Below are 25,609 nucleotides of genomic sequence, written 5' to 3'. Positions count from 1 at the left end.
GGTGGGGCGGCGTCGGGGGAGGCGTGCCACCGGACGGGCGGGAAGGCCGAGCCCCCTCGGCCGGGACGGCGATCCAGTCGAGAGGGCTCGTTGCGGTGGTGCGGTGTGGTGAGGCAATGGAGTGGTGACGTTGTGCAGTTGTGGGGCTGTGCAGTTGTGCGGTGGTGCGGATCCGAGTGCGGAATGCGGACTTCTGAGGGGCTGGACGACGGGCCGCTCAGGCCACGTCGTACGTACCGGCGCCGACCTCCGCCACGAACGTGCTCCAGGCGGCGGTGTCGAACGTGAGGCGGGGACCGTCGGGGTCCTTGGAGTCGCGTACTGCGATGGCCTCGGTCGTGGGGACGGCGATCTCCACGCAGGCGCCGTTGCCACCGGAGTACGAGGACTTCGTCCAGGAAAATGCGGAATTGGGCTGGGTTGCCATGTTTACTCCGACTCACTCTGGGTTGCCGCGACTTGGCGCGGATTCGGTATGCATGACGCTACGCGCCAACATCACCGACGCCAGAGTGGTGTCACTCATTCGTATGGCATATTCCTTGATCTCTTTTCAGGGAAACCAGCGCAGGTGTACCGTGCCCGCTTCCTTTCCGGAGGGCCTCAACACGTGCTGTTCAACGCGTGCTGTCGGCGTGCTGCTTGGCGGCCTCGGCGATGAACTCCCGGCTCTGATCGGCGTTGAGCGCCTGGGCCCGCAGATGCTCGTACATGATCGTGTACTTGTGCACGTCGTTGGTCTTCTCCAGGTACAGGTCGCTCGTGACGCCCTCGATGTAGACCACGCTGGAGTCGGCCGCGTCGTCGAACTCCAGGATCGAGAACGTGCCGGACATCCCGGCGTGCGCGCCCGTGTCGTACGGCAGCACCTGGACCGTCACGTGCGGCAGCTTGCTGATCTCCACGAGGTGTTCCAGCTGCTCGCGCATGATGAGGTGGCTGCCGACGACGCGGCGCAGCGCGCTCTCGTCCAGCACGACCCACAGACGCAGCGGGTTGTGCGGATCGCTGACCCGCTCCTGGCGCCGCATGCGCACCTGGATGCGCTTCTCCAGCTGGTCCGGCGCCAGCTCCGGGACGGTCCCCGGGATCACCGCCTCCGCGTAACCGGGCGTCTGCAGCAGACCCGGCACGAGCAGCGATTCGTACACCCGCAGCGAGGCGGCCTCGGTCTCCAGGCCGATGTAGACGCTGTACGGGATGTCGCCGAAGGCGTGCCACCAGCCCTGCTGGCGCGAATCCTTCGCCATCTGCATCAGCGAATCGACGATGCGGTGATCCTCGACTTCGTACACCCCGCAGAGGTCTCGGACGTCGCGCTGGCTGATGCTGCGGCGGCCGTTCTCGAGCCTGCTGATCTTCGATTGCGAGACCAGCAGCCGCTCCGCGACCTCCTCCGCGGTCATGCCCTTGAGCTCCCGGAGCCTGCGCAGCTCCTGGCCCAACCGGCGTCGCCTGACGGTGGGATTCACATTGGACGCCACGGGACGTGCACCTCCGGCTCCGGACTGCTGTTTTTTCCTGTTCAGCAGATTGCCACCACCGGTCGGCGCCGCGCTGGGAAATGGCCGGACAAGGTGGGCACGGGTACGAGACGCCCTACGGGATGCGCGGGGCCGGACGGCGCTCGCTGCGACGTACGGGCGGATACCGGGAGCGCGTACGGAGACGTGTACGCGGGCGTGCACGAGGGGCGTGTACGGGGACGGAAGCGGAATCGGCGACCGGGGGACCGGGCGGGGGCCTGGAAGGCGGTGTACGGGCCGTACGCGCCTGCTGGGGGCCTTGCGGGAGCCCCGTTGGGGCGCCGTGGCCGGCACGCGGCGGAGCGGGCCGGAAGGGCCCGAAAAGGGACGCGGGGTGGTGGGCCCGCCGTCGTCCAGAACGGCTGGTCCACCACCCCGCGCTTGCTGCGGCTCCCGGACGGGACCTGGGGACGGTGCTGCGGTGTGGTGCCGGGTGCTGCGTCGCCGGCTGTTCGGCCGCCGGGTGCTGCGTGTCGACGGCCGGTTCGGCACCGGGCGCTACGTTGTCGGTACTGCGGTGGTGCGTGAGGGGTGCTGCTGCGGACGGGGCGGGTCCGTCGGGCAGTCGTCGCGCGCTGCCTGCCGCGCGAGCGCTGCTCGATCCGGTGCCGCCCTGGGGTCGGCGGCGTCCTGCTGCTGTCCCGTCCTGTGAAGTGCGTCCGGTTCCTGTCCGTCCCGGTCCTGTCCGCCCCGGGACGCTGTTCGTCCCAGGGTGCTGTCCGCCCGGTCCTGTCCGTCCCGGGTTCTGTCCGTCCGGCTAACGGGCGCCGACGCGGGCCATGCTGCCCCGCATTGGCTGGGCCGGAACGCCTGGCGTCCCGTCCGTGGCCCGGGCTGCCGGCTGCCGGCCGGCTCCGGGGCCCGGCCCCGCTGCCGTCGCGCGCCTCGGCTGCGCCGCGACGCCGTTCTGCACGTCCATGACGGCGTGCGCGACCAGGCCGCCCATGGGGTCGTGCCGGATGAGGTCCCGGAGGCGGGAGCGCGATGAACGCCCCTCGTTCCCGGGGTAGAGGTGCTTGCCGAGGCCGACCGCGTGGGCCAGTGCGGCGAGCGCCGCGGTCCGCGGGTCCGGTGGTACGCCGGTGCGGATCGCGTTGTCCAGCCGGGCCCTGATTTCCCGGCTGATGGCCGTGTCCGTCGCCTGGTAGCGAGTCGTCGGCAGTACCCCGCACATCTGACCCGCCACGGCATGCACCATGCCGCACCGCTCCAGATGCGTGAGGTAGGTCTGGCGCAGCCCCAGCCGGGGCCCGCCGATCCAGTGGACCGCGCGCACCGGGCTGCCGCGCCGTCGCAGCAACTCGAGCGCCGAATCCAGTGTCGGATCTCCAGTCGGCCGTGGCAGTACCACGGCGATACGATCCCCGTCAGGGGCTATCCGTCCCGCCAGAGCCAGCTCCACTAGCTGGGCCCCGGCCAGGCCGAGGTCGAGCGACTGCGGCTGCGCTGTGGTTCCCGTGGCCGGGTCCAAAGCGAGCAGCAGAAGCTCCTCCGGAATTGTTCTGCGGCTCCTGCCCATCCATGCCTCCCCGCGTGGATGAATGACAGGGTGACCCCTCTCACATTCATCTGTCGAGAGTGCCTGGGTGATTCGGGAGGGAACCGGTAGGTATGTCGTTCTCGTCTACTGCGTGGGCGACAGCCTCCGAGAGCGAGGCGCGAGCCCCGGACAGCGCGGCGGCGAGGCCGCGCTTCTCGTACACAGGACACTTGGCAACACTGGGCAGATCAACAGCGCGACGTATGAAGGAGACACCGGTGGCGGGCGAGTCCCCCGACAGGTCGGAGCAGAAGCAGTCGTCGGGGGAGACGGCGGAGAGCGAACGCGATCCGCGGCTCGCGGTCTTCCGTGATGCACCGACGGATACGGAGACGTCCGGGAAGGCATCCGAGTCCGAGGAGGCAGCCGAGGAAGCGTCCACGGAGACGCCCGCGGAGCCGGATTCGGTTGCGGTAGCCGGGGAGAAGAGCGATTCCGAGGGTGACCCGGACGGCCCCGAGGGTGGTTCGGACGCTCCCGAGGGTGGCGAGAGGGGCGATGCCCGGCTCAAGGCGGCGGTGGCGGCCTGGGTGGCGGGCAAGGACGCCTCTGGCGACGCGGAGGGCGCGGAGGGTGCCGAGGCGGGCGAGGGGACCTCCGAGGGCCCCTCTGGCGCCTCGAAGGCCCCGAAGAGCGACGAAGCCGAGGCCGCCAAGGGCGAGGCCCCCAAGGGCGAGGCCGACGCCGAAGCGGAGTCCGCGCTGCCCGTACGGAAGCCCGGCGGCAAGGCCAAGAAGGGCGCCGGCCAGACGGACCAGCCGACGGCCGTCTTCGGCACCGTGACGCCGAAGCCGGCTCCCGCGGACGACGCCACCCGAGTGTTTGCTGCCGTAAAGCCGAAGGGCGCGGAGAAGGCTCCCGCCAAGGACGCCAAGGACGCCGAGAAGGACGCGGAGAGCAGCGCCAAGAAGGACGCCGAGGCCCGGAAGGCCACGGCCGCGGCCATCCCCAAGCGGTCCGAGGCCGCGAAGAAGGCCGGAGCCGCCGCCACGCCCAAGGACGCCGAGCCCACCGGCAGCGAGTCCAAGAAGGACGCCAAGAAGGACACCGAGAAGGACGCCGAGAAGAGCGACGGAGGCGTCGCCAAGAAGGGCGCCGAGGACAGCAAGGCGTCCAAGGGCGGCGAGGAGGCCGAGGAGAGCAAGGACGCCAAGGCTCCTGCCAAGAGCACCGCGGCGGCCGCGGCGGCCGCGACCGCCGCGACCGCCGCGAAGAGCAGCAAGGACGGCAAGGGCGCCGAGAAGTCCAAGGACGCTGAGAAGCCCGGCACGGAAAAGGGCGACGCCGAGAAGCCCGCTTCCGGTAAGGAGAAGGGCGACGCCGAGAAGCCCGGCAAGCCGGCCGCAGAGCGGGACGCCGAGCGGACCAGTCAGTTCGTCGCGCTGAAGTCGGCGGACGAGCGGCCGGTCAAGCCGCCGAAGCCGGTCGGCAAGGCCGTCGTGAAGCCGGCCGTCGCACCCGGCGCCGCCGCCTCCACCCCGCTCCCGCCGGCCGCCGAGGCCCCGCAGCCGGCCGCCCAGCCGTCGTCCGCCGCCCCCGAAGCGGCCCCGCTGCCCGAATCCGAGCGTACGAAGCAGCAGCCGCTGCCCCCGCTCGACCTGCTCGCGCAGCTCACCAACACCCCGCCGCCGCCCGAGACCCCGATCCGCACCATCGTGCGGCGGTTCAAGATCTGGACCCCGCTGGTCCTGCTGCTCCTGCTGGTCTTCGTGATCGTGCAGGCCGTGCGCCCGCTCCCGGACCCGGCGCTCGCGCTGACCTCGGACGCGACGTACTCCTTCGACGGCGGCAAGCCGTCCCTGCCCTGGCCGAACGAGGGCCAGGCGTACGTCGAGGTGTCCGGCCTGGGCCCGATCGGCTCGTACGGCGCGCAGAAGCCGATCCCGATCGGCAGCGTCGCCAAGACGATGACCGCGTACATCATCATGCGCGACCACCCGCTCAAGCAGGGCAAGAAGGGCCCGATGATCCGGGTCGACAAGCAGGCCGAGGAGGACGGCAAGAAGGGCGCGGGCCACGGTGACGAGTCGGTCCTCGACACCGTCAAGGAGGGCGACCACATCTCGCAGAAGGACGCGCTGTCCGCGGTCATGATCCCCTCCGCGAACAACATCGCCCGGCTGCTGGCCCGTTGGGACGCCGGTTCCCAGGAGGCGTTCGTCAAGAAGATGAACGCCACCGCCAAGGAACTCGGCATGAAGAACACCACGTACACCGACCCCAGCGGTCTGATCGAGACCACCGTCAGCACCGCCCAGGACCAGGTGAAGCTGGGCAAGAAGGCGATGGAGATCCCCTCGCTGGTGGACATCACCAAGCTGCCGACGTGGACCGACCCCTCCGGCAAGACCTGGCGGAACTTCAACACCCTGCCGCCGTACAACAACGCGATCGGCCTCAAGACCGGCTCCACCTCGAAGGCGGGCGGCAACCTGCTCTTCGCCGGTACGCAGCAGGTCGGTGACACGAAGCAGCTGATCGTCGGCGCGGTGCTCGGCCAGCACCGGCCGCCGATCATCGACACCGCCAACGCCATCAGCAAGGACCTGCTCACGACCACCCAGGGCGTGCTGGAGGACCGTACGGTCGTGAAGAAGGGCGACGTCGTCGGCGTGGTGGACGACGGCCTCGGCGGTACCACGCCGGTCGTGGCGACCGAGGACCTCAAGGCGGTCGGCTGGAACGGCCTGACCGTCAAGCTGGGGCTGACGAACAAGGGCAAGGCCATCCCGCACACGGCGAAGGCCGGTACGGAGGTCGGCATGCTGACCGCGGGCAGCGGCCCGGGCCAGGCCGGCGTCCCCGTAGCGCTCCAGAAGGACCTCGCCGAACCGACCTTCGGCGCGAAGCTCACCCGCGTGGGCTGACCCGCCGGCCCGTCCCGTACGTACCGCAACGCCCCGGTTCCGCCGGGGCGTTGCGCGTACCGTAGGGCGGGCGGTCCGTCCGGGGCGCCAGACCCGATTCCGACCGCTCGGGAGCCCGCCATCGATACCGCGCTGAACGTCCGGACCGCCCCCGGACGGGTCCGCACCGAGTCCGCGGCCTGGACGAAGGCCGTGCCGGCGCCGTGCGCGCTGTCGCTGGCGCTGGGCCTGTGGGGCGTCCGCCGCCAGGACAGCATCTGGCGCGACGAGGTCGTCACCTACGACATGGCGCACCGCGGCCTGCCCGAGCTGTGGGACACGCTGCAGAACGCGGACGCCGTGCACGGCTTCTACTACCTCTTCATGCACGCCCTCTTCGACGTTTTCGGCGGTGGCGTGCTGACCCTGCGGCTCCCCTCCGTACTGGCGATGACCGCGGCCGCCGCGGGGGTCGCGCTCCTGGGGGCGCGGGTGGCCGGGGAGCGTGCGGGCCTGGCGGCGGGACTGGTCTTCCCGCTGCTGCCGCTCGTGCAGCAGTACGCGCAGGAGGGCCGGTCGTACGCGCTCGTCTGCGCGTTGGTCACGTGGTCCACGTACCTCCTCGTCCGGGCGCTCGCCGCGAGCCCCGCCACCGTGGACGCGCCGGGACCCGGGCTGTTCGGCGTGCCCGGTCCCGCGCGGCGCTGGTGGACCGCGTACGTGGTCGTGACGCTCGCGGCCTGTCTGCTGCACGAGTTCGCCGTGCTGGTGCTCGCGGCGCACGGCACGACGGTGGTGCTGGCCGACGTGCCGTGCGCGGTCCGCCATGCCGTCCGCCGTACCTGGCTCGTCGCCGCCGGGGTGGTGGCCGCCGGGCTCGCGCCGCTGGCGCTGTTCAGCGCGGGACAGTCGGCCCAGCTCAGCTGGGCCCTGTGGCCCGACCCCGTGCAGCTGGTGACCTTCGGGGTGCTGGCGGTGGTGGGCGTGACCTGCGCCCGAGTACCGGTTCGGGCGCGTGGGCCGGTCCGGACGTGTGGGCCGGTTTGGACGCGTGGGCCGGTCCGGACGTGTGAGTCGGTCCGGGCGCGTGAGCCGGTCCGGGCGCGTGGGCCGGTCGGGCTCGGGCCGCTCGCGGTGCCGCTGCTGATCGCGCCGCCGGCTGCGCTGATGCTGCTCTCCCAGCTCCAGCCGATGTTCGTCGACCGCTACGTCCTCTATTACGTTGTCGGCTTCGCCCTCCTGGCGGGCGCCGCGCTGGACCGGGTGTTCCGGCCGCTCGGGGACCACGGCGACCGGGCCGGTCGGGCCGACCGGGCCCGCAGGCGGCGCGCGGTATGGGCGCTGGTGGCCGTACTGGTGGCGCTGCTGCCCGCCGCCGTGTACCTGCGCAGCCCGCAGAGCCGTACGGACGACGCCACCGCCGTCGTCCGGGCTGTCCGGGCCGTGGCGGAGCCCGGTGACGGGCTGCTCTTCATGCCGGCCCGGCGGCGGGTGTGGACCCGGTCCGAGCCGGAGCGCTTCCGCGACCTGACCGACCTGGCCCTGTCCCGGGAGCCGGACTCCGCGCGCTCCCTGTACGGCACGGAGGTGCCCGCCGACCGCATCCGGGCCCGGATGCTCGGCAGCGAGCGCATCGTCGTGCTCAGCGACCCGCGCGACGAGCCGGAGGACGAGACCTCCGGGGAGATCACCAAGCGCACCACCCTCCGCGACGCCTTCACGCCGTGCCGCACCCAGGACGTCACCGGCGCCCGCATCACGGTGTACGCCCGCCCGGGCCACTGCGACGACTGACCCGACTGACGCCTGACCACGGTGTGGGCCTGTGGGCCCGCCCGAGGGGCCCTTCGCTTCTACCAGTCGTCCATAGGCGGCTCTTCCATGTCCCAGTCCCAGGGCGCGTCGGCACCCGGGGCGGCGACGGCAACGGCACTGGCTGGGGCGGCCCCGCCCGCAGCCGGGCCGCTACTCGCCGGGCCGCTGCTTGCCGGGCCGGTGCTTGCCGGGCCGCTGCTTGCCGGGTCTCCGGCCGCCGCCGGGCCCTCCGCGAGGACCTCGAGGATCGACTCGCCGTACTTCGCGAGCTTGTTCTCGCCGACGCCGTTGACCGTGCCCAGCTCGGCAACGGTGGACGGCCGGGCCGTGGCGATCTCGCGGAGCGTGGCGTCGTGGAAGATCACATACGCCGGGACGCCCTGCTCCTTCGCGGTCGCCCCGCGCCACGCCCGCAGCGCCTCGAACACCGGCAGCGCCTCCGCCGGCAGATCGACCGGCGCGCGCTTGCCCTTCGCGGCCTTCGCCCGGGCCGCCCGGGCCGGCTTCTCCGGCTCGCGCCGCAGCAGGACCTGGCGGTCCCCGCGCAGCACCTCGCCGCTCGTTTCGGTCAGCACCAGCGTGCCGTAGTCCCCCTCGACCGCCAGCAGCTGCTGCGCCAGCAACTGCCGTACGACGCCCCGCCAGTCGGCCTCCCGCAGGTCGGCGCCGATCCCGAACACGCTCAGCGCGTCATGGTCGAACTGGATGACCTTGGCGGTCTTCCGGCCCATCAGGATGTCGACGATCTGGCCCGTGCCGAACTTCTGCCCGCGCTCGCGCTGCAGCCGGACGACCGTCGACAGCAGCTTCTGCGCGGGCACCGTGCCGTCCCAGGACTGCGGAGGCGTCAGGCACGTGTCGCAGTTGCCGCAGGGCTTGCTCCCCTGGCCGAAGTACGCGAGCAGCCGCACCCGCCGGCACTCCACCGTCTCGCACAGCGCGAGCATCGCGTCGAGGTGCGCGGCCAGCCGCCGCCGGTGCGCCTCGTCGCCCTCGGAGCCGTCGATCATCTTCCGCTGCTGGACCACGTCCTGCAGGCCGTACGCCAGCCAGGCCGTGGACAGCAGGCCGTCCCGTCCGGCGCGGCCGGTCTCCTGGTAGTACCCCTCCACGGACTTCGGCAGGTCGAGGTGGGCCACGAAGCGCACGTCCGGCTTGTCGATGCCCATCCCGAACGCGATGGTGGCGACCACCACGAGGCCGTCCTCGCGGAGGAAACGCGACTGGTGATGCGCGCGCGTCCGCGGGTCGAGACCGGCGTGGTACGGCACGGCGGCGATGCCGTTGTCCACGAGGAACTGGGCGGTCTTCTCCACGGAGGCGCGGGAGAGGCAGTACACGATGCCCGCGTCCCCGGCGTGCTCCGTCCGCAGCAGATCCAGCAGCTGCTTCTTCGGCTCGCTCTTGCCGGCGATGCGGTACTGGATGTTCGGCCGGTCGAAGCTGGCGACGAAGTGCCGGGCCTGCTCCATCCGCAGCCGCGACGTGATCTCGGCGTGGGTGGCCTCGGTGGCCGTGGCGGTGAGCGCGATCCGGGGGACCTCGGGCCAGCGCTCGTGCAGCATGGACAGAGCGAGGTAATCGGGGCGGAAGTCGTGGCCCCACTGGGCGACGCAGTGCGCCTCGTCGATGGCGAAGAGGGAGATCTTCCCCCGGTCCAGCAGGCCGAGCGTCTGCTCGACGCGCAGCCGCTCCGGCGCGAGGTAGAGCAGGTCCAGCTCGCCGGCCAGGAACTCCGCCTCCACCAGGCGGCGCTCCTCCATGTCCTGGGTGGAATTCAGGAACCCGGCGCGCACGCCGACCGCGCGCAGCGCGTCGACCTGGTCCTGCATCAGCGCGATGAGGGGGGAGACGACGACGCCCGTGCCGGGGCGCACGAGCGAGGGGATCTGATAGCAGAGCGACTTGCCGCCGCCGGTCGGCATGAGGACGACGGCGTCGCCGCCGCCGATGACGTGCTCGACGATCTCCTGCTGGCTGCCGCGGAACGCGTCGTACCCGAAGACCCGGTGCAGCACCTCCAGGGCCTCACCGCCCGGCGCCCCACCGGTCCGCGCGTCACCGCCGCCCGGGCCGGGGCCTGCGCCCGCGTCGCCCGGGGCTTCGTCCAGCCCATCGTCCACGTCGTTCATGCCAGGCAGCTTACGAGCCCGGACCGCCCCGCCGCTGAGCCTGTGGATAACTCCCCCCGAGCGGGACCGTCAGGGAGCGGGCGCCCGCCGAACGGCGTGGGCGATGTCACGCGGAACAGCTCCCGACACCGGGCCACCGTGACGCCTTGCCACCGTGACATCGTCCGCGATCACGGCTCGTACGGCTCGCAGGCCGTCCCGTCGTGATCGCGGTCCAGATGGTCCGCGTAACCCGGTTCGCCGGACTGAATCGGGGCCGCGCCCGCCTCGCGGGCATCTGCGCAGACGTCGTAGTACGGCGACGGCCCGGAATCCCCGGGCGCCGACCCGGACTCCTCCGGCGTGGCCCCGGGCTCCTCCGGCGTCGATCCGCCGACGTCCCGTATCGATGCTCCCGTGATGACGCCGTCGGTCACGGTGTACGTACCGGCGAAGGAACGCACCGAGCCGTCCGTCTGCAGTGCGTCGAGATGGACGGTGACCACGCCGCCCTCGACGTCGAGGATCTGGACGGTGTCCTCCACCGTGTCGGCCAGACCGTCGGTGAACGCGCTGTACGAGCCGCCGAGGTTCTTGCCGCCCAGCGCCCACGCCTCCTCGTAGTCGCCCGCGTTGATGGCGTCGAAGTACGCCTCGACGGTGGCCGCGGCGTCGCGGACGGTCGCCGGAGCCGATGCCCCTGGCCCTTCCGAATGCTGCGACTGCGAGGTCGGGGCGGGGGAGGAGCCGGGAGCGGACGGTGGCGAGGAGCCGGGACGGGTGGTGACCGTCGCCGTGCTGGTCACCGTCTTGGAAGTGCCGCCGGACGACTCCCCCGAGGAGCAGCCGCCGAGGACCAGGGCGACCACGGCCGACCCTGCCAGCAGACCCGCGGCGCTCCGTGCGTGGGCTGTACCGAATGTGCGGGACCGGTGCCCCATAAAGATCACCCACCACCATGGGTACGGGCACCGCTCTCCGGGACCTTCTCCGGGAATTTCTCCGGGAACTCCATGGCGCGCCCCGTGCGCCGGTCCGCGTGCCCGTTGGGTTCATTGTCCGCTGTACGCGGCCGCTGCGCCTGGGGAGGGGGAAGAGGATGCGGTGCGGCGGGTGGCCAGCTTGCGGTGGATGACGGTGTAGAAGGTGAGCAGCACGAAGGTGGCGATCTGCAGCAGGCCGGAGAGGCCGGTGGCCGCGTCGACCGGCAGCAGGTAGATCATCGGAAGCCTGAGGACGGCCTCGGCCAGCATGCCGACGCCCCACACGCAGGTCATGACCGTCACCGTGCGCCGGAACGCGGGCTCACCGGCCCACCGCTGGTCGAGCTCCTCCCGGGCCTGTGCCGTGCGGCCCTGTGTGCGGCGAATGACGGCGAAGATCATCGGCCGCCGGGCCACCGCCGTACCGAGGAAGATCAGCCCCGCGAGGCCGGTCGGTACCGAGTCCTTGGCGAGAACGAACCGCGCGTCGCCGCTCACGAAGGACAGCAGCAGGCCGACGCCCCATACGGAGAGCATGAACGCCGCGAAGACATCGAAGCGGCGCGGGAGGAGCGCCACGTATGCCACGCGGAGCGCTGCCGCGAGCGTGGCGCCGAGCATCGACACGTACACGCTCGTGTCGAACGCCCGCAGGGCGTAGTACACGCCGATCGACAGCCCCACGTCCCAGACGAGGGTCGAGATCGTCTCCCACAGGCCGGTCGACCAGCGCTCGCCTGCTTTCTTCCCGCCCTGCCCGCCGGGCTCGGCCGCTTGCCCTGCTGCCGTCTTCGGCCCCGCTTCCGGTACCGGTTCCCTGCTCTCCGCCCCCGTAGGCACCGCGTCACTCCTTTGTTCGTCGCTGTGACATGTAGAAAGTGACACGTGGCGCGACACCTGTCAACTTCTACCTGTCGCTCGGCTAAGGTGATCGCAGTAGGGAGAAGGGGCCGAGAGGCGAAGAGGCGGAGAAGCGGAGAAGACGCGATGTCGCTGCGGTACGCGCTGCTGGGGCTGCTGGCCGACGAGGCCGGCAGCGGCTACGAGCTGACCAAGAAATTCGAGCGGAGCCTCGACCGGTACGCCTGGCACGCCAAGCACAACCAGGTCTACCAAGAGCTCAACCGGCTGGCCGTGGACGGCCTCGCCGAGGTCGTCGAGGAGGGCGCGCGCGGCCGCAAGACGTACGCGATCACCGAGGCCGGCCGCGCGGACCTGCGCCAATGGCTGCTGAACCCGCCCCGTAACCCGGTCGTACGCAATGAATTCGTACTCCGGCTCTTCCTCCTCTTCGCACTGGACCCGAAGGAGGCGCGCGCCGTGCTCGCCGAGTACGCCGCGGCCGCCCAGCGTGACCTCGACGCCCTGACCGCCCTGGTGGAGTCCGCGGACGTCGAACTGACCGACGGCAGACTGCCCGACCCCCTCGCCTTCGGCCACCTCGCGGCCGGCTTCGGCCTGCACATGCTCCCCGCCTCGCGCGACTGGGCCCACTGGGCCATCGCTCAGATCGACAACCGGATGGGGGAGGAGACGGGCGGCGAAGGCGAGCGGAGGGCGGTGGAGACGAGCGGAGGCGAGTAGAGGGCAGACAAGGCGAGCGGAGGCGAGGAGGCGCTGAACACGGCGGGCCGGGTACTGAACGGGCCGTTGCCGCACCGGTTGTCATCGAAGGCGAAGCCGCCTCCGGTCTTTCGGTACGCCCCTCCAGGTGCGGTTCGCTGCCGCCCACCGCGCCTGGCTCTCCGGCGTGACCTGGCAGATCGGCAATGCCGCGGCCGGCCGGATGCCGGGCCTGGACGAGTGCGTCGCCATGCGGTTGCTGTCGGCGGGCGGCGAACCGCCGTTCGCCGTGCTGGAGTTGGCCACCGGCGCTGACGTCAGATGCCGCCACGCCACACGTTGTCGAAGGCGGCGTCCTCGATGGCCCGCCGCTGCCGTACTGCCTCCAACTCCCGCAACGCATCACCGACAACGGCCAGCACGGTCGCCACCGCCTCGCCGCCCGCACCGCCGTCCACGCGCGGCGACTCCTCGCCCTCTCCTTCCCCCTCCTCTTCGTTCTCCCCTTCGCGAATTCCGACGGCCGAGGCGAGGGCGGCGAGTACGGGCTCCCCCGATGCCCACCGGTCCGCCGCCCGCCGTCGCTCGGGCGAATCGACCGGCACCACCTGACCGGCCCGGCCGAGCATCCAGCGGCCTCGCTCCCGGGCGACCTGCCCTTCCGCCTCGAGCGCGCCCAGATACGTCGAGTACAGCCCCCGCCCCCGCCGCCACAGCCACTCCTCGACCGACTCGTACGGCGCCTGCCGGACCAGCGCCGACGCGGCATCGTCCAACAGGCCGTCAGCTATCGCCGGCCGATACCCCGGCACGATGTCCTCGCCGTCCTCGCCGTTCAGCCCAACGGCCTCGGCGGCCAGCAGATCGATCAACTCGGCCCCCGCCAGCGCCAACGACAGCTCGCCTTGCTGAAGCGGACGACTGGACGGCACGTCCAGAGCGATGATCACCAGATCCCGTGCTGTGCTCATGGACGACTCCATCCCGGACGCACTCGCAAGCCAACGCTCGCCAACCCACCCAGGCTAGACAACAAACCACCCCAGAGCCCCCGAAAACAGCGCCTGGCCGGACGACACGGCCGAGTACAAGCCGAAGGGCCAGTCCACGTACAAGCCGAAGGGCCAGTCCACGCACAAGCCGAAGGGCAGCACACGCACAAGCCGAAGGGCCAGTCCAAGAGGCTGACGCCTCCGAACTGGCCCTTCTTCGTGTGCCCCCGGCAGGATTCGAACCTGCGACACCCGCTTTAGGAGAGCGGTGCTCTATCCCCTGAGCTACGGAGGCGGGGCGGTCAGTGGTGGTGCGGTGTCCCTTGGGGGCGCACCATCGGCTGGCCGTGAACAGGGTAGCGGATGGGGTCGTGCCCGGTCTCGCCGCTGGGTGATCAAGCCTTGTGGCCGGCGGGTCAGGCGGGGAAGTTCCAGCTGACGGTGCCGTCGGCGGTGACCAGGGCGGCCAGCACGATGAGGTCGGCGATGCCCAGGGCCATGCCGAGGAGGGCGCGGCCGCGGCGGTCGGTGCCGCGGAAGAGGGCGAGGGCGCCGAGGATCAGCGACAGCGGGCCCAGGACGACGTTCATGACGAGCAGGCCCACCAGGCCCAGGATGAAGGAGGCCACGGCCATGCCGTCGGCCTGGTTCCCCTTGCGGCGGGGCGTCTTTGAAGGCGTGGTCGCGGCGCGGTGGAGGAGCGTGGTCATCGACGGGCCCCCTTCGTGCGGTACTCGCGGATGGCGAAGATCAGCAGCCAGACGGCGATCGCGGCGGCCGCGGTCAGCGTCGCGCCGAGCGGGAGGTGTGCCGCGGTGCCCAGGAGGACTCCCAGGAGGAGCAAGGCTGCGACGAGGAAGATCATTTCTGGCCCTTCCGGGTGAGGTGAGTGGCCTTGATCGACGGTTAGGTGAACAGTTGGTGTGACAGTTGTTCACTGACTATCGAGTCTAGCGCGACTTCGGGGTGGATCGCGTCGGAGAACGGGTGTTTACTGAATGGCATGAGTCACACCATCGGCGTCCGGCAGGCCCAGAAGCAGAAGACCCGGCAGGCGCTCCTCGATGCCGGGCTGCGGCTGCTGGCGGAGCAGAGCCTGAGCAGCCTCGGGCTGCGCGAGGTGACGCGGGTGGTGGGGGTGGCGCCGGCGGCGTTCTACCGGCACTTCCGGGACATTCCCGATCTGGGCGTCGCGCTGGTCGAGGAGTCGCTCGGCAGCCTGCACGTCGTGATCCGCGCGATCCTCGCCGAGCAGCCCGGCGCCGAGGAGCGCATCGACCGTACGGTCGCGGTCGTCGAGAAGTACGTACGCGAGAACCCGGCGCACGTCCGCTTCATCGCGCGGGAGCGGCACGGGGGCGTGCGCGCCGTGCGGAAGGCGATAGCCGCCGAACTGGCGCGGTTCGCCGCGGAGGTGGCGGCGGGGCTCCGGGAGCAGCCGGTGTCGGACGCCTGGAGCGACGACGACGTGCTCATGCTCGCCGAGATGTACGTCGATCACCTGGTGATGACCGCTTCGGCGATCCTGGACGCCGCGGACGACGGTGACGCGGCCGCTTGCGACCGGATCGCCGAACGTGCCCGTCGGCAGCTCCGGCTGATCAGCTTGGGGCGCTTGCACTGGACGGATTGAGGGCAGGGCAGGCACGGCAGGGCAGGCCGCCCGTCTGGTGTGGCTGATGCCGGACGCCGGACGCCGGATGCCGGATGCCGGATGCCGGATGTCCTGGTGCCGTCAGCACCCTCAGCGCTGCCAGCGAGCGTCAGTGCCGTCAGTGCCGTCAGGGGCGTTCCGGCGTGGTGATGCGTACGCGGAAGGTGTCCGAGGGGCCGGTGTCCAGGACCGAGAGCGTGATGCCTTCCGCGCGGAAGGTCTGGCCGGGGCGGTACGTGGCGTCGGTCAGGCCCGCGCGGACGTTCGGGTCCTTGCGGTAGCAGCCGGCGCTCTTCGGGGTGGCGTCGGCGACGCGTACCGGGCCCCGGCCCGAAGGGGTGTCGGTGCTGACGCGGTAGACCAGGACGCCCGGGCGGCACGCGGTCGGGTCGAGCGGGCCGGTGCGGCGGGCCTCCACGACGTACGCGCGGTACCGGGAGACCGGTATGACGGCGATCTTCGTGCCGCCGGGGGCGGCGGCCGGGGTGAGCCGGTGGGTGGTGACGGAGCCGGGGCTGCGCACGCAGTCCACCTGGTCCGGGGCCAGCCAGCCGAGCTTCCACTTGTGCCAGCCCAGGAAGTCGTTCTCCGGGCCCCAGTCCACGTCCATGGGGTCCCAGTGGCCCACCGGGTGCGGATCGGCGCGCCCGTCGGTGAAGTACAGGTCCGGGAGGCCGAAGGAGTGGGCGTTCTCGTGGTTGAGGACGCGGTAGGCGCTCGGGCCGGTCTGCCGGCTCCAGATGAACGAGACGTTCCTGAGCTGCGTACCGTCGCCCGTGCGCAGGCCCAGCGGGCCGCCGCTGAAGGTGACGGACCAGACGTTCTTGGTCGCGGGCGGGCCGGCGTTCGGCGTGACCAGGACGTTGACCAGGTCGTACGCGCGGAAGTCCACCTCACGGTCGACGGCACTCACGATCTCCTTCGCCACCGCGTAATAGCCGTTCTTCGAAGCGGGGTTGAAGGAGGTGCCGCGCCCGATGTCGTACGAGGCCAGCGGGCGGGACATCCGTATCCACTTCAGGACGGGCGTCGAGCGGTAGTCGAGCCGGCCGTAGGAGCTCTGGCGGAAGAAGCGCGGCACGGCCGGGAAGAACTCGCCGTAGCGCGTGCGGGGGCTGATCCCGGCGCGTACGTCGGGGAAGTCGACGAGCACCGTGAGGGCCCGTACGCGGCCGGTGGCGCGGGTGAAACCCCGGGGAGTGGTGGCCGCCTCCGACACGCCCGTGATGGTGCCGGGGAAGGCACCGGGGAGGGCGCAGGGACCGGAGGGGAGGGCCGCGGAGGGGGCGCGAGGGGAGCGCTTCGGTGCCGTGCGGGAGTGCGGGGGAGGCGCTGAGGCCGTCTCGTGCGCGGTCGTCCCCGTCTTCGAGCCCGTCTTCGAGCCCGTCTTCGTTTCCGTGGGGCGGGCACCGGGGGCTTCCGTCCGTTCCCCGGCGTCCGGGGGCGGAGAGGTGGCCGGCCGGCTGTCGCCGTGCCGGGCGGTGCCGGCGGAGCGGGGCGCGGCGGGGATGAGGGCCGGTACGGCCAGCGTGGCCGCCAGCGCCGTGGTCGCGAGCAGGGCGGACGGTATCTGCCTCATGTGCTCACCCTGGGACGGCGGGCGGCGGCCTGCCCGTCGGGTTACGGCATCCGGGATCGGGGGCGGATTTCACGGGGCTGCGGGGGAGTGATGCAGGTCACAGAGGGTGCGGGAAATAACCGGGGAGCCGGTCCCCGTTTAACCAGGCGTCCGTACGAAACGGGGAGCCGCTCCCCGGTTTCGTCCACCAGGCCAGGAACCCCCAGGCCAGGAACCCACCGGGCCAGGAAGCACCCGGAAGTAACGGGCCGCGAGAGGCCGCCGCAAAGGACCGCAAGAGGTCCGCACGTACACGCACCCGGAAGGAGTGAGCCGACGTGACCGTCACCCCGAGCCCCGCCGCGAAGGCGGACCGGCCCCGACTGCGGGCCGACGCCCAGCGCAACCGGGAGCGGATCGTCGCGGCCGCTCGCGAGACCATGGTCGAGCACGGGGCCGAGGTCCCGCTCGACGAGGTCGCCCGCCGGGCCGGCGTCGGCAACGCCACCCTCTACCGGCACTTCCCGGACCGCGCCGACCTGATCCACCACGTCACGCTCTCCGTCATGGACCGCACGGCGGCCCGTGCGGAGTGCGCGCTCGCGGCGGAGGACGACGCGTTCCAGGCGCTCCGGGTCTTCGTGCACGCCGCCGTCGAGGAGCGCATCGGAGCGCTCTGCCCGCTCCTCTCCGACGGCGTCGACAAGGACCACCCCGACCTGCTCGCCGCGCGGGCCCGCCTGGAACGGTCCGTCGAGGCCCTCATGGGCGCCGCGCGCGAGAGCGGCCGACTGCGTGCCGACATCGCCGTCGGTGACCTGATGGTCGCGATCACCCAGCTCACGCGGCCGCTGCCGGGTTCGGGCTGCGTCGACTTCGACCGATTCGTGCACCGTCATCTCCAGCTGTTCCTGGACGGTTTGATGGCGCCGGCGCGCTCCGAACTGCCCGGGTGTGCGGCCACGTTGGAGGACCTCCGGCAAGGCCGGTGATCCCCGGCGTGCCGCCCGGCGCGACCGCCGGCCCGCACCACCTCGTACTGCGTCACCCGTAACCCGTACTGCGTCACTCGCAACTCGTACTGCGTCACCCGTAACTCGTACTGCGTCACCCGTAACTCGTACTCCGTAACCGTCCCCGGATCTTTTCCTCTCCGCGTCACTAGGTGGACCCACTCATGCCTGAAAAAGACAAAAACATCCCAAATGTCGACCCGAGGCGCTGGAAAGCGCTCATATTCATCGCCCTCGCGCAGCTCATGGTCGTGCTCGACGCGACGATCGTGAACATCGCGCTGCCCTCCGCCCAGGCGGACCTCGGGATCTCCGACGGGAACCGGCAGTGGGTCATCACCGCGTACGCCCTCGCCTTCGGCGGGCTGCTGCTCTTCGGGGGCCGCGTCGCCGACCTGTGGGGCCGTCGGCGCACCTTCGTCATCGGCCTGATCGGCTTCGCCCTCGCCTCCGCGCTCGGCGGTGCGGCGGGCAGCTCCGGGATGCTGCTCGGCGCCCGCGCGCTGCAGGGCGTGTTCGGCGCGCTGCTCGCCCCGGCCGCGCTCTCGCTGCTCGCGGTGACCTTCACCGAGGCCCGCGAACGCGCCAAGGCGTTCGGCATCTTCGGTGCCATCGCCGGTGGTGGCGGCGCCGTCGGGCTGATCCTCGGCGGCGTGCTGACCGAGTACATGGACTGGCGCTGGACCTTCTTCGTGAACATCCCCTTCGCCGTGGTCGCGGCGACCGGCGCGCTGCTGGTCATCCGGGAGCCCGCCGAGGGCCGTAACTCCTCCCGGCTCGACGTGCCCGGCGTCCTCCTCGCCACGGCCGGACTGGTCTCCCTCGTGTACGCGTTCACGCGTGCCGAGTCCGACGGCTGGAGCGCCGCGCCGACCATCGGCCTCTTCGTGGCGGCCGCCGTGCTGCTGCTGGCCTTCGTGATCGTGGAGTCGCGGGTGAAGGCGCCGCTGCTGCCGCTGCGCGTGGTCACCGACCGCAACCGTGGTGGCGTCTACGCCTCGCTCGGCCTCGCCGTGATCGGCATGTTCGGTCTCTTCCTCTTCCTGACCTACTACTTGCAGATCGTGAAGGGGTACACGCCGGTCACGACCGGTCTGGCCTTCCTCCCGATGATCGCGGGCATGATCACCGGTTCGACGCAGATCGGCGCCCGGCTGATGACCCGGGTCCGGCCGCGGCTGCTGATGGCCCCCGGCTTCCTGCTGGCCGCGATCGCCATGCTGTCGCTGACCCGGATCGACCTGGACACCTCGTACCCGGCGCTGATCCTGCCCTCGTTCCTGCTGCTCGGCCTGGGTATGGGCACGGCCTTCATGCCGGCCATGTCGCTGGCCACGCATGGTGTGCAGGCGCGGGACGCGGGTGTCGCCTCCGCGATGGTCAACACCTCGCAGCAGGTGGGCGGTGCGATCGGTACGGCGCTGCTGAACACCATCGCGGCCGGCGCGACCACGGCGTACGCGACGGCGCACGCGGCCGGTGCGCGCTCCGCCGACGTCCTCAAGCTGCAGTCGATGGTGCACGGTTACACGGCCGCCATCTGGTGGGCCGCGGGCATCCTGCTCCTCGCCTCGGCGATCGCGTTCGTCTTCGTCACCACGGGGCGGCCCGGTGTGGGTACGCCGGCGGCGAGCTCGGCGGACGGCGCGGACGCGACCGAGGACGTGCAGGTACCGGTCATGGCGCACTGACGCGGACGGTGCCGGTCATGGCGCACTGATGCGGACGGTGCCGGTCACGGCGCACTGATGCGGATGGTGCCGGTCACGGCGCGCTGACGCGGACGGTGCCGGTCACGGCGCACTGATGCGGATGGTGCCGGTCACGGCGCGCTGACGCGGACGGTGCCGGGCATGGCGCGCTGACGCGGACGTGAAAAAGGGGCGCCCCCTAGGGGGCGCCCCTTTCCTGTGCACGGGCGTTCAGCGCAGCCAGGGCAGGTCGGCGCCCTGCGGCTGCAGGCCGTCCGCCACGGTGCGGCAGATGTCCGCGAGTTGGCGTACCTGCTCCGGGGAGAGCCGGTCGAAGAGCGCGGCCCGTACGGTCTCGACGTGGCCCGGCGCGGACTCCTCCAGGACCTTCATGCCCTCGTCCGTGAGCACGGCGTTCTGGCCGCGCTTGTCGGAGGGGCACTCCTCGCGGCGGACCCAGCCGTTCTTCTCCAGGCGGGCGATCGCGTGCGAGAGCCGGGACCGGGTGATCTTGGCGTTCTGGGCCAGCTCGGTCATCCGCAGCCGCCGCCGCGGCGCCTGGGAGAGCTGGACGAGCAGGCCGTAATAGATGTGCGGCATGCCGGCATCACGCTGCAGCTGCCGGTCGAGGTGGTCTTCCAGCAGCGTGGTGGCGTGCAGGTACGACTGCCAGGCGTACTGTTCCTCGTCGCTGAGCCAGCGCGGCTCACCGGCCATGTCGTTGCTCATACCATCCACTGTCTCATTGCCCGGGACGTTCTTGAAGATTTAACGACGGAGTGGGCGGCCGTTATGCCCGCGCCGGAATGCCCCGCGGCCGCCCTTCGTTGTGGAGGAGGACGTGCGGGGTGCGGACCGCACGTCCTCGCAGGTTCACTCGATATCCCACGCACATCGACGCCCCAGGAGGCGCAGCGATGCCGCTCACCGTGGAAGAACGTGACCAGTTGCTCGCCGAGCCGCACGTCGCCGTGCTGGCCGTGGACTCGGGGAGCGCACGCGCTCCGCTGGCCGTGCCGGTCTGGTACAGCTACCGCCCCGGCGGCGACTTCCTGGTCTTCACCGGCCGTACGTCGCGCAAGGCGCGGCTCATCGAAGCGGCGGGGCGGTTCTCGCTGGTCGTGCAGCGCACCTCGCCGACGTACCGGTACGTCATGGCGGAGGGGCCGGCGAAGCTGGTGCCCGTCACCGCGGAGGACGTCGAGGAGGTGGCCGGGCGGTATGTGCCGCCGGAGGGCGTGGCCGAGTACGTACGACAGGCGCTCTCCGAGGGCGGTGACGAGATGGTCGCCGTCCTGCTCACCCCGGAGCACTGGATCTCGGCGGACGCGGGACCGTCCTGAAGACAGAACCACCGTCCTGAGACAGCCGAAAAGCCCGACAGAAGGTGTCGGGTATCCGCGTCAGCCTGGCGTCATGACGAATATGAAGGCGGCGGCTGGTCGGAGTTCTCCGCGGCCGAGCCCGCGCTCGCGGAGTGGGTGGAGCGGCGGTTCGGCGCGTACCGGCACCACGTGCTGGCGACGCTGCGCGCGGACGGCTCGCCGCGGCTGACCGGGCTGGAGGCCGACTTCCGGGGCGGGGAGCTGTGGCTCGGCATGATGCCCCGGTCCCGGAAGGCGCTGGACCTGCGGCGCGATCCCCGGTTCGCGCTGCACGCCAATCCGGGCGCCGGTGACGAGACGGGGGAGGGGGACGTGCGGGTCGCGGGGCGTGCCGTGGAGGTCACGGACGCGGACGTGCTCGCGCGGTACTCGGACGAGGTGGAGATGCCGCTGCCGTTCCACCTCTTCCGGGCGGAGCTGACCGAGGTGGTGCGGACGTACGTCGAGGACCCGCACATCGTGCTGGTGACCTGGCGCCCGGGGCACCCCGTACGCACCGTCCGGCGCGGCAACGACGACGCCCCGCCGACTGTCGACTGAGGACAGTTGGCGGGGCGGCGCGGGCGTGGCTGCCCGTGGGCGCGCGGCGGGGGCTACCGTCGCGCCCCCGGAGTGCCGTGCGTACGGAAGAGGTACAGGGCCACGATCAGCATGATCGCGCCGAAGAGGGCGCCCATGCCCGATGCCTTCAGCGCCGTCGACGTCCCCGCGAGGCTGTAGAGGAAGCCCATCGTGGCGCCGAACATCACGGCGTACGAGAGGGCCCGGACCTCGGTGATCATGCGGGACTGGCTGTGCATCAGGGCCAGCCCGAGGACCACGGTCACCGCGGTGGCGATCAGGCCGAGCACGAACGCGTGGACGCTGGACGAGCCGGTGCTGTGGTCGAGCAGTCCCGCGTAGATGCCGTAGGCGATGCCGCCCGCGACGGGGACCCCGGTCGTGACGGCCAGGTGGTGGCGGGGGGCCGCGGCCGTGGTGGCCGTGGAGCGGGTGCGAGCGTGCGTCTGCATGACGGCTCCTCTCTCTCGCCCTCCCTCCAGGCGACACCCGGGCACGCCCGGCGTCAACCGGAGCCGAGATCCTTCCCCTGCCCGGAGCCGAGCTCCTGCCCGGAGCCGAGCTCTTCCCCGGAGCCGAGCCCTTGTCCGGAGCCGAGCTCCTTCTCGTACCAGGCCACGTCCCAGTAGCGGCCGAATTTGTGGCCGACCTCCGCGAACGTACCGACGTGCCGGAAGCCGAAGCGGGCGTGCAGGGCGGCCGAGCCGGGGTTGGGCAGCGCGATGCCCGCGTACGCGCGGTGCACGTCCTCGCCCTCCAGGGCCTCGAAGAGCGCCTTGTACAGCAGGGTGCCGACGCCGCGGCCGGTCGCTTCGGGCGCGAGGTACACCGTCGTCTCCACGGACGTGCGGTACGCGGGCTTGGGGCGGAAGGGGCTGGTGGTCGCGTACCCGAGGAGGCGCCCCTGCCGTGCGCCCGCGCTCTCCCGGGCAACCAGAAGGCGGTGCGGGCCGTCTTCGGGGTGGGAGAGGAGCCAGGGTCTCCGCTCTTCGGGAGTGAAGGGCTCGGTGTCGAATGTGATCGCTGTCTCACGGACGTAGTGGTTGTAAAGCTCCGTGAGGGCCACGAGATCGGCCTCGATGCCCGGCCTGACCTGCACTTCCCCGCACTCCAGCGACATGGGACCTCCTTCGGTGGGGACGCAGGGTACTGCATGATCAGAAAAACGACGGGTCCCCGTGGGAATTCTGTCCGGTTTCCAGCCGTTGTTTCCATCAGACGGGGGCACCCGGCCCCGGAGACAGCAGGGATCAGGTGTCCCGGCCGCCACCATCCCGCGACCGACTCATCGCAGAGGGAGCACACGCATGGCAACCCGTGCCGTCGCCCGTCGTCAGCCCACGACCAGCGGTGCTGAGACGGCAAACAGCGTTCGCGCCGTAGGCGGGGAGATCGCCGACCGCGACCTGGTCGGCATGTACCTCGACGAGATCGCGCGCACGCCCTTGCTCGACGCCGCGAAGGAGGTCGAGCTGTCGCAGACCATCGAGGCGGGTGTCTATGCCCGGCAGATCCTGGACGGCGAGGTGACCGACGGCAACGCCGCCGGCGCGACGCCCGAGGAGCTGCAGACACTGGTCGACGAGGCCGAGAAGGCCAAGGACGTCTTCATCCGTTCCAACCTCCGTCTGGTCGTCGCGGTCGCCCGCCGCTACCCGCGCAGCGGTCTGCCGCTGCTGGACCTGATCCAGGAGGGGAACGCCGGCCTGGTGCGCGCGGTCGAGAAGTTCGACTACGCCAAGGGCTTCAAGTTCTCCACGTACGCGACGTGGTGGATCCGCCAGGCGATCACGCGGTCCATCGCCGACCAGTCCCGCACGATCCGGCTGCCCGTCCACCTGGTCGAGGAGCTGGGCCGGATTCGCCGCGTGCAGCGCGAGTTCAACCGCGAGCACGGCCGCGACCCGGAGCACGCGGAGATCGCCGCCGAGCTGGGCGCCAAGCCCGAGCGGATCAGCGACGTCCTGGACTGGGCCCGCGACCCCGTCAGCCTGAACATGTCGGTGGACGACGAGGGCGAGACGCAGTTCGGTGACCTGCTGGAGGACACCTCCGCGGCGTCGCCCGAGCAGTCCGTGCTCACGCTGCTGCGCAGCGAGGAGCTGGAGGACCTGATCGACCGCCTCGACGGCCGCACCGCCTCGATCATCAAGGCGCGGTACGGCATAGAGGACGGCCGCGAGCGGACCCTGACCGAGGTCGGCAAGCAGCACGGCCTGACCCGTGAGCGGATCCGCCAGATAGAGAAGCACGCGCTGCTGGAGCTGAAGCGCATGGCGCACGACACGGGCTTCGACGCCGCGGCCTGACGCCCGCGCGGCGGCGTAACGCTTCTCCGCCCCATCACAGGACCCCATAAGGGGACCTCATAACGGGACCTCGCCTCAAGGAGGTCCCCCCCGATACGAGCCCCGGCGCCCTCCCCCGAGCGCCGGGGCTCTTTGCTGCCCGCCGGTCGAAGGGGCCGGTAGGCCCGTCAGGCCCGTCATGCCCGTTTGTGTCTGTCCTTTGCCCGAGTCTGTTTACTTCGCAGAAATCCGGGCGTAGCCTGCGAGTGAAACCACACGTTCGGGCATCGCACGGACAGGAACGGAACGGACCCAGGTCGCATGTACGCAGCGGAACGACAGCAGGAGATCCTGCGCCTCGCCCGGGACAGTGGGCGGGTCGACGTCCTCTCCCTCGCCGAGGAATTCCAGGTCACCGCCGAGACCGTGCGGCGCGACCTGAAGGCGCTGGACCGCGCCGGGCTGGTCCGGCGGGTGCACGGCGGGGCGATACCGGCGGGCCGGCTGGACTTCGAGCCCGACCTCGCCGAGCGGGACACCGTCGCGGCCGACGAGAAGGACCGCATAGCGCGCGCCGCGCTCGCCGAGCTGCCCGACGACGGCAGCGTGATCCTGGACGCGGGCACCACCGCGGCCCGGCTGGCCGCCGAGTTCCCGCTGGAGTCCGACGTCACCGTCGTGACCCACGGTCTCCCGGTCGCCGCCCGCCTCGCCGACCACCCCGGACTCACCCTGCACCTCGTCGGCGGCCGCATCCGGCACCGTACGCGGGCCGCCGTCGACGACTGGGCGCTGCGCGCCTACCGCGAGATCAACGCCGACGTCCTCTTCCTCGCGACGAACGGCTTCTCGCTGGAAGGCGGCCTGACCACGCCCGACCTCGCCGAGGCCGCCGTGAAGCGGGCGGTGATCCGCGCCGCCCGGCGGGTCGTGCTGATCGCCGACTCCTCGAAGTTCGGGCAGCAGCACTTCGCCCGCTTCGGCGACCTCTCCGATGTCGACGTCCTGATCACCGACACCGGGCTCAGCCCCGAGAACGCCCTCGCCATCGAGCGCGCGGGCACGGAAGTAGTACGCGCATGATCCTCACCGTCACCCCCAACCCCAGCCTGGACCGCACGTACGAGGTGCCCGCTCTGGAGCGCGGCGCCGTGCTGCGGGCCGGCGCCGACCGGGTCGACCCCGGCGGCAAGGGCGTCAACGTCTCCCGGGCGGTCGCGGCCGCCGGGCACGAGACGCTCGCCGTGCTGCCGGTCGGCGGCCCGGCCGGGCAGGCGCTCGCCAACCTGCTGGTGGCCGAGGGGATAGAGGTCGCGCCGGTCCCGGTCGCCGGGGCCACCCGTTCGAACATCGCGGTCGCCGAGCCGGACGGCACCCTCACCAAGATCAACGCGTCCGGTCCCGAGCTGTCGGCGGCCGAGTCCGAAGCGCTGCTGGAGACCGTACGGGAGCGCTCGGCGGGCGCCGCCTGGATCGCCTGCTGCGGCAGCCTGCCGCGCGGGCTGGCGCCCGAGTGGTACGCCGACCTGGTCGCCCGCGCGCACCGGGCCGGGGCCCGGATCGCCCTGGACACCTCCGGACCGTCGCTGACGGCCGCGCTGCGCGAGCGCCCCGACGTGGTCAAGCCCAACGCCGAGGAGCTGGCGCAGGCCGTCGGCCGGCCGCTCGCCACGATCGGCGACGCGGTGAAGGCCGCGGAGGAACTGCGCGCGCTGGGTGCCGTGGCGGTGCTGGCCTCGCTGGGCGCGGACGGTCAGCTGCTGGTCGACGCCACCGGTACGTATTACGGCTGCTCCGAGGTGGATGCGGTGCGCAGCAACGTCGGCGCCGGGGATGCCTCGTTGGCCGGGTTCCTGGCCGCCGGGGGCGTGGGCGAGCGGGCGCTCGCCTCGGCCGTGGCGCACGGGGCCGCTGCTGTGCAGCTGCCGGGGAGCGTGATGCCGACGCCTGCCGACCTGCGGCCGTCGGATGTGACGGTGACGGATGCGGTGCCGATGGATCGGCCGCTTACGGAGGCCGTGTCATGAACGGTTCTGTGCGCCGGGGTTGCCCGGCAGACGTTTGTCCTCAATCGCCGGACGGG

At 71.5% G+C, this 25,609-nt stretch carries 24 protein-coding genes, 1 tRNA gene and 1 pseudogene; 12 read left to right on the top strand and 14 right to left on the bottom strand.

Annotation, left to right across the window (positions count from 1 at the left end):
- Positions 1-217 precede the first annotated feature (217 nt).
- From ACIGXO_RS19040 to ACIGXO_RS19030, 3 genes are all read right to left on the bottom strand, one after another.
- Positions 218-427 (bottom strand): DUF397 domain-containing protein, encoded by a 210-nt coding sequence (locus ACIGXO_RS19040; RefSeq protein WP_399787765.1) that lies wholly within the window; start codon positions 425-427, stop codon positions 218-220.
- 190 nt (positions 428-617) lie between these two features.
- On the bottom strand, positions 618-1,484 hold the full coding sequence (locus tag ACIGXO_RS19035) for a helix-turn-helix domain-containing protein (protein WP_399787762.1): 867 nt from the start codon (positions 1,482-1,484) through the stop codon (positions 618-620).
- Positions 1,485-2,283: 799 nt separating this feature from the next.
- Entirely contained in the window at positions 2,284-3,045 is a 762-nt protein-coding gene (locus ACIGXO_RS19030) for a GPP34 family phosphoprotein (RefSeq protein WP_223734875.1), read from the bottom strand.
- A 224-nt stretch (positions 3,046-3,269) separates the two neighbouring features.
- Here ACIGXO_RS19030 and ACIGXO_RS19025 point away from each other — a divergent pair, with 224 nt between their 5' ends.
- Complete coding sequence (locus ACIGXO_RS19025; protein WP_399787758.1) at positions 3,270-5,933, top strand: hypothetical protein; 2,664 nt, start codon at positions 3,270-3,272, stop codon at positions 5,931-5,933.
- A gap of 192 nt (positions 5,934-6,125) precedes the next feature.
- Positions 6,126-7,706, top strand: coding sequence for a hypothetical protein (locus tag ACIGXO_RS19020; protein ID WP_399787755.1), 1,581 nt, complete (start codon positions 6,126-6,128; stop codon positions 7,704-7,706).
- Between the two features lie 59 nt (positions 7,707-7,765).
- Here ACIGXO_RS19020 and recQ read toward each other — a convergent pair whose 3' ends face one another.
- The 3 genes from recQ to ACIGXO_RS19005 all read right to left on the bottom strand — a co-directional run bounded on the left by recQ (position 7,766) and on the right by ACIGXO_RS19005 (position 11,661).
- Positions 7,766-9,859, bottom strand: coding sequence for a DNA helicase RecQ (recQ, locus tag ACIGXO_RS19015; protein WP_399787752.1), 2,094 nt, complete (start codon positions 9,857-9,859; stop codon positions 7,766-7,768).
- 170 nt (positions 9,860-10,029) lie between these two features.
- Entirely contained in the window at positions 10,030-10,707 is a 678-nt protein-coding gene (locus tag ACIGXO_RS19010) for an excalibur calcium-binding domain-containing protein (protein ID WP_399787749.1), read from the bottom strand.
- Positions 10,708-10,890: 183 nt separating this feature from the next.
- Positions 10,891-11,661 carry a VC0807 family protein gene (locus ACIGXO_RS19005; RefSeq protein ID WP_399787746.1) on the bottom strand — a complete coding sequence of 257 codons (771 nt, stop codon included), beginning with the start codon at positions 11,659-11,661 and terminating at the stop codon, positions 10,891-10,893.
- Positions 11,662-11,808: 147 nt separating this feature from the next.
- On the opposite strand from ACIGXO_RS19005, the gene ACIGXO_RS19000 reads away from it, so the two are divergent.
- Positions 11,809-12,405, top strand: a complete 597-nt coding sequence (locus ACIGXO_RS19000; RefSeq protein ID WP_399787743.1) for a helix-turn-helix transcriptional regulator — start codon at positions 11,809-11,811, stop codon at positions 12,403-12,405.
- Positions 12,406-12,532: 127 nt separating this feature from the next.
- A pseudogene (locus ACIGXO_RS18995) lies at positions 12,533-12,691 on the top strand (terpene synthase family protein); the annotation flags it as partial.
- 10 nt (positions 12,692-12,701) lie between these two features.
- Here ACIGXO_RS18995 and ACIGXO_RS18990 read toward each other — a convergent pair.
- The 4 genes from ACIGXO_RS18990 to ACIGXO_RS18975 form a co-directional block, all read right to left on the bottom strand.
- Positions 12,702-13,355, bottom strand: coding sequence for a GPP34 family phosphoprotein (locus ACIGXO_RS18990; RefSeq protein ID WP_399787740.1), 654 nt, complete (start codon positions 13,353-13,355; stop codon positions 12,702-12,704).
- A gap of 243 nt (positions 13,356-13,598) precedes the next feature.
- A tRNA-Arg gene (locus ACIGXO_RS18985) sits at positions 13,599-13,671 on the bottom strand.
- Positions 13,672-13,792: 121 nt separating this feature from the next.
- Positions 13,793-14,086, bottom strand: coding sequence for a hypothetical protein (locus ACIGXO_RS18980; RefSeq protein ID WP_399787737.1), 294 nt, complete (start codon positions 14,084-14,086; stop codon positions 13,793-13,795).
- Positions 14,083-14,241 carry a hypothetical protein gene (locus ACIGXO_RS18975; RefSeq protein ID WP_399787734.1) on the bottom strand — a complete coding sequence of 53 codons (159 nt, stop codon included), beginning with the start codon at positions 14,239-14,241 and terminating at the stop codon, positions 14,083-14,085. Before ACIGXO_RS18975 ends, ACIGXO_RS18980 begins: the two co-directional genes overlap by 4 nt.
- Positions 14,242-14,379: 138 nt before the next feature.
- Here ACIGXO_RS18975 and ACIGXO_RS18970 point away from each other — a divergent pair, with 138 nt between their 5' ends.
- Positions 14,380-15,009: a TetR family transcriptional regulator gene (locus ACIGXO_RS18970; RefSeq protein ID WP_399787731.1), complete on the top strand. Its 630-nt coding sequence runs from the start codon at positions 14,380-14,382 to the stop codon at positions 15,007-15,009.
- A 148-nt stretch (positions 15,010-15,157) separates the two neighbouring features.
- Here the strand turns inward: ACIGXO_RS18970 and ACIGXO_RS18965 are convergent, their stop codons facing one another.
- The gene (locus ACIGXO_RS18965) at positions 15,158-16,609 is read right to left on the bottom strand and encodes a M6 family metalloprotease domain-containing protein (protein WP_399787728.1); all 1,452 of its coding nucleotides are present in this window, start codon (positions 16,607-16,609) and stop codon (positions 15,158-15,160) included.
- Between the two features lie 317 nt (positions 16,610-16,926).
- Between ACIGXO_RS18965 and ACIGXO_RS18960 the strand changes: the two genes are divergently transcribed.
- Both ACIGXO_RS18960 and ACIGXO_RS18955 read left to right on the top strand, forming a co-directional pair.
- Positions 16,927-17,580 (top strand): TetR/AcrR family transcriptional regulator, encoded by a 654-nt coding sequence (locus tag ACIGXO_RS18960; RefSeq protein ID WP_399787725.1) that lies wholly within the window; start codon positions 16,927-16,929, stop codon positions 17,578-17,580.
- 185 nt (positions 17,581-17,765) lie between these two features.
- Positions 17,766-19,292 carry an MFS transporter gene (locus ACIGXO_RS18955; protein ID WP_399787722.1) on the top strand — a complete coding sequence of 509 codons (1,527 nt, stop codon included), beginning with the start codon at positions 17,766-17,768 and terminating at the stop codon, positions 19,290-19,292.
- A gap of 231 nt (positions 19,293-19,523) precedes the next feature.
- Here ACIGXO_RS18955 and ACIGXO_RS18950 read toward each other — a convergent pair whose 3' ends face one another.
- Complete coding sequence (locus ACIGXO_RS18950; RefSeq protein WP_399787720.1) at positions 19,524-20,021, bottom strand: MarR family winged helix-turn-helix transcriptional regulator; 498 nt, start codon at positions 20,019-20,021, stop codon at positions 19,524-19,526.
- A 188-nt stretch (positions 20,022-20,209) separates the two neighbouring features.
- On the opposite strand from ACIGXO_RS18950, the gene ACIGXO_RS18945 reads away from it, so the two are divergent.
- Together ACIGXO_RS18945 and ACIGXO_RS18940 are read left to right on the top strand one after the other, a co-directional pair.
- The gene (locus ACIGXO_RS18945; protein ID WP_399787717.1) at positions 20,210-20,635 is read left to right on the top strand and encodes a pyridoxamine 5'-phosphate oxidase family protein; all 426 of its coding nucleotides are present in this window, start codon (positions 20,210-20,212) and stop codon (positions 20,633-20,635) included.
- 138 nt (positions 20,636-20,773) lie between these two features.
- Complete coding sequence (locus ACIGXO_RS18940; protein ID WP_399787714.1) at positions 20,774-21,217, top strand: pyridoxamine 5'-phosphate oxidase family protein; 444 nt, start codon at positions 20,774-20,776, stop codon at positions 21,215-21,217.
- Positions 21,218-21,270: 53 nt separating this feature from the next.
- On the opposite strand, the gene ACIGXO_RS18935 is transcribed toward ACIGXO_RS18940, so the two are convergent.
- Positions 21,271-21,690: a hypothetical protein gene (locus ACIGXO_RS18935; protein WP_399787711.1), complete on the bottom strand. Its 420-nt coding sequence runs from the start codon at positions 21,688-21,690 to the stop codon at positions 21,271-21,273.
- A 53-nt stretch (positions 21,691-21,743) separates the two neighbouring features.
- Complete coding sequence (locus ACIGXO_RS18930) at positions 21,744-22,358, bottom strand: GNAT family N-acetyltransferase (RefSeq protein WP_399787709.1); 615 nt, start codon at positions 22,356-22,358, stop codon at positions 21,744-21,746.
- Positions 22,359-22,545: 187 nt separating this feature from the next.
- Here ACIGXO_RS18930 and ACIGXO_RS18925 point away from each other — a divergent pair, with 187 nt between their 5' ends.
- The 3 genes from ACIGXO_RS18925 to pfkB all read left to right on the top strand — a co-directional run bounded on the left by ACIGXO_RS18925 (position 22,546) and on the right by pfkB (position 25,553).
- Complete coding sequence (locus ACIGXO_RS18925) at positions 22,546-23,547, top strand: RNA polymerase sigma factor RpoD/SigA (protein ID WP_399787706.1); 1,002 nt, start codon at positions 22,546-22,548, stop codon at positions 23,545-23,547.
- 300 nt (positions 23,548-23,847) lie between these two features.
- A complete protein-coding gene (locus tag ACIGXO_RS18920) occupies positions 23,848-24,609 on the top strand; it encodes a DeoR/GlpR family DNA-binding transcription regulator (RefSeq protein WP_399787703.1) in 762 nt (253 codons plus the stop codon).
- Positions 24,606-25,553, top strand: a complete 948-nt coding sequence (gene pfkB, locus ACIGXO_RS18915; RefSeq protein WP_399787700.1) for a 1-phosphofructokinase — start codon at positions 24,606-24,608, stop codon at positions 25,551-25,553. Before ACIGXO_RS18920 ends, pfkB begins: the two co-directional genes overlap by 4 nt.
- The last annotated feature ends 56 nt before the right edge of the window (positions 25,554-25,609 follow it).

Source organism: Streptomyces sp. NPDC053542 (assembly GCF_044544685.1).
GTDB lineage: Bacteria > Actinomycetota > Actinomycetes > Streptomycetales > Streptomycetaceae > Streptomyces.
This window is presented reverse-complemented; position numbering and strand designations above follow the sequence as displayed.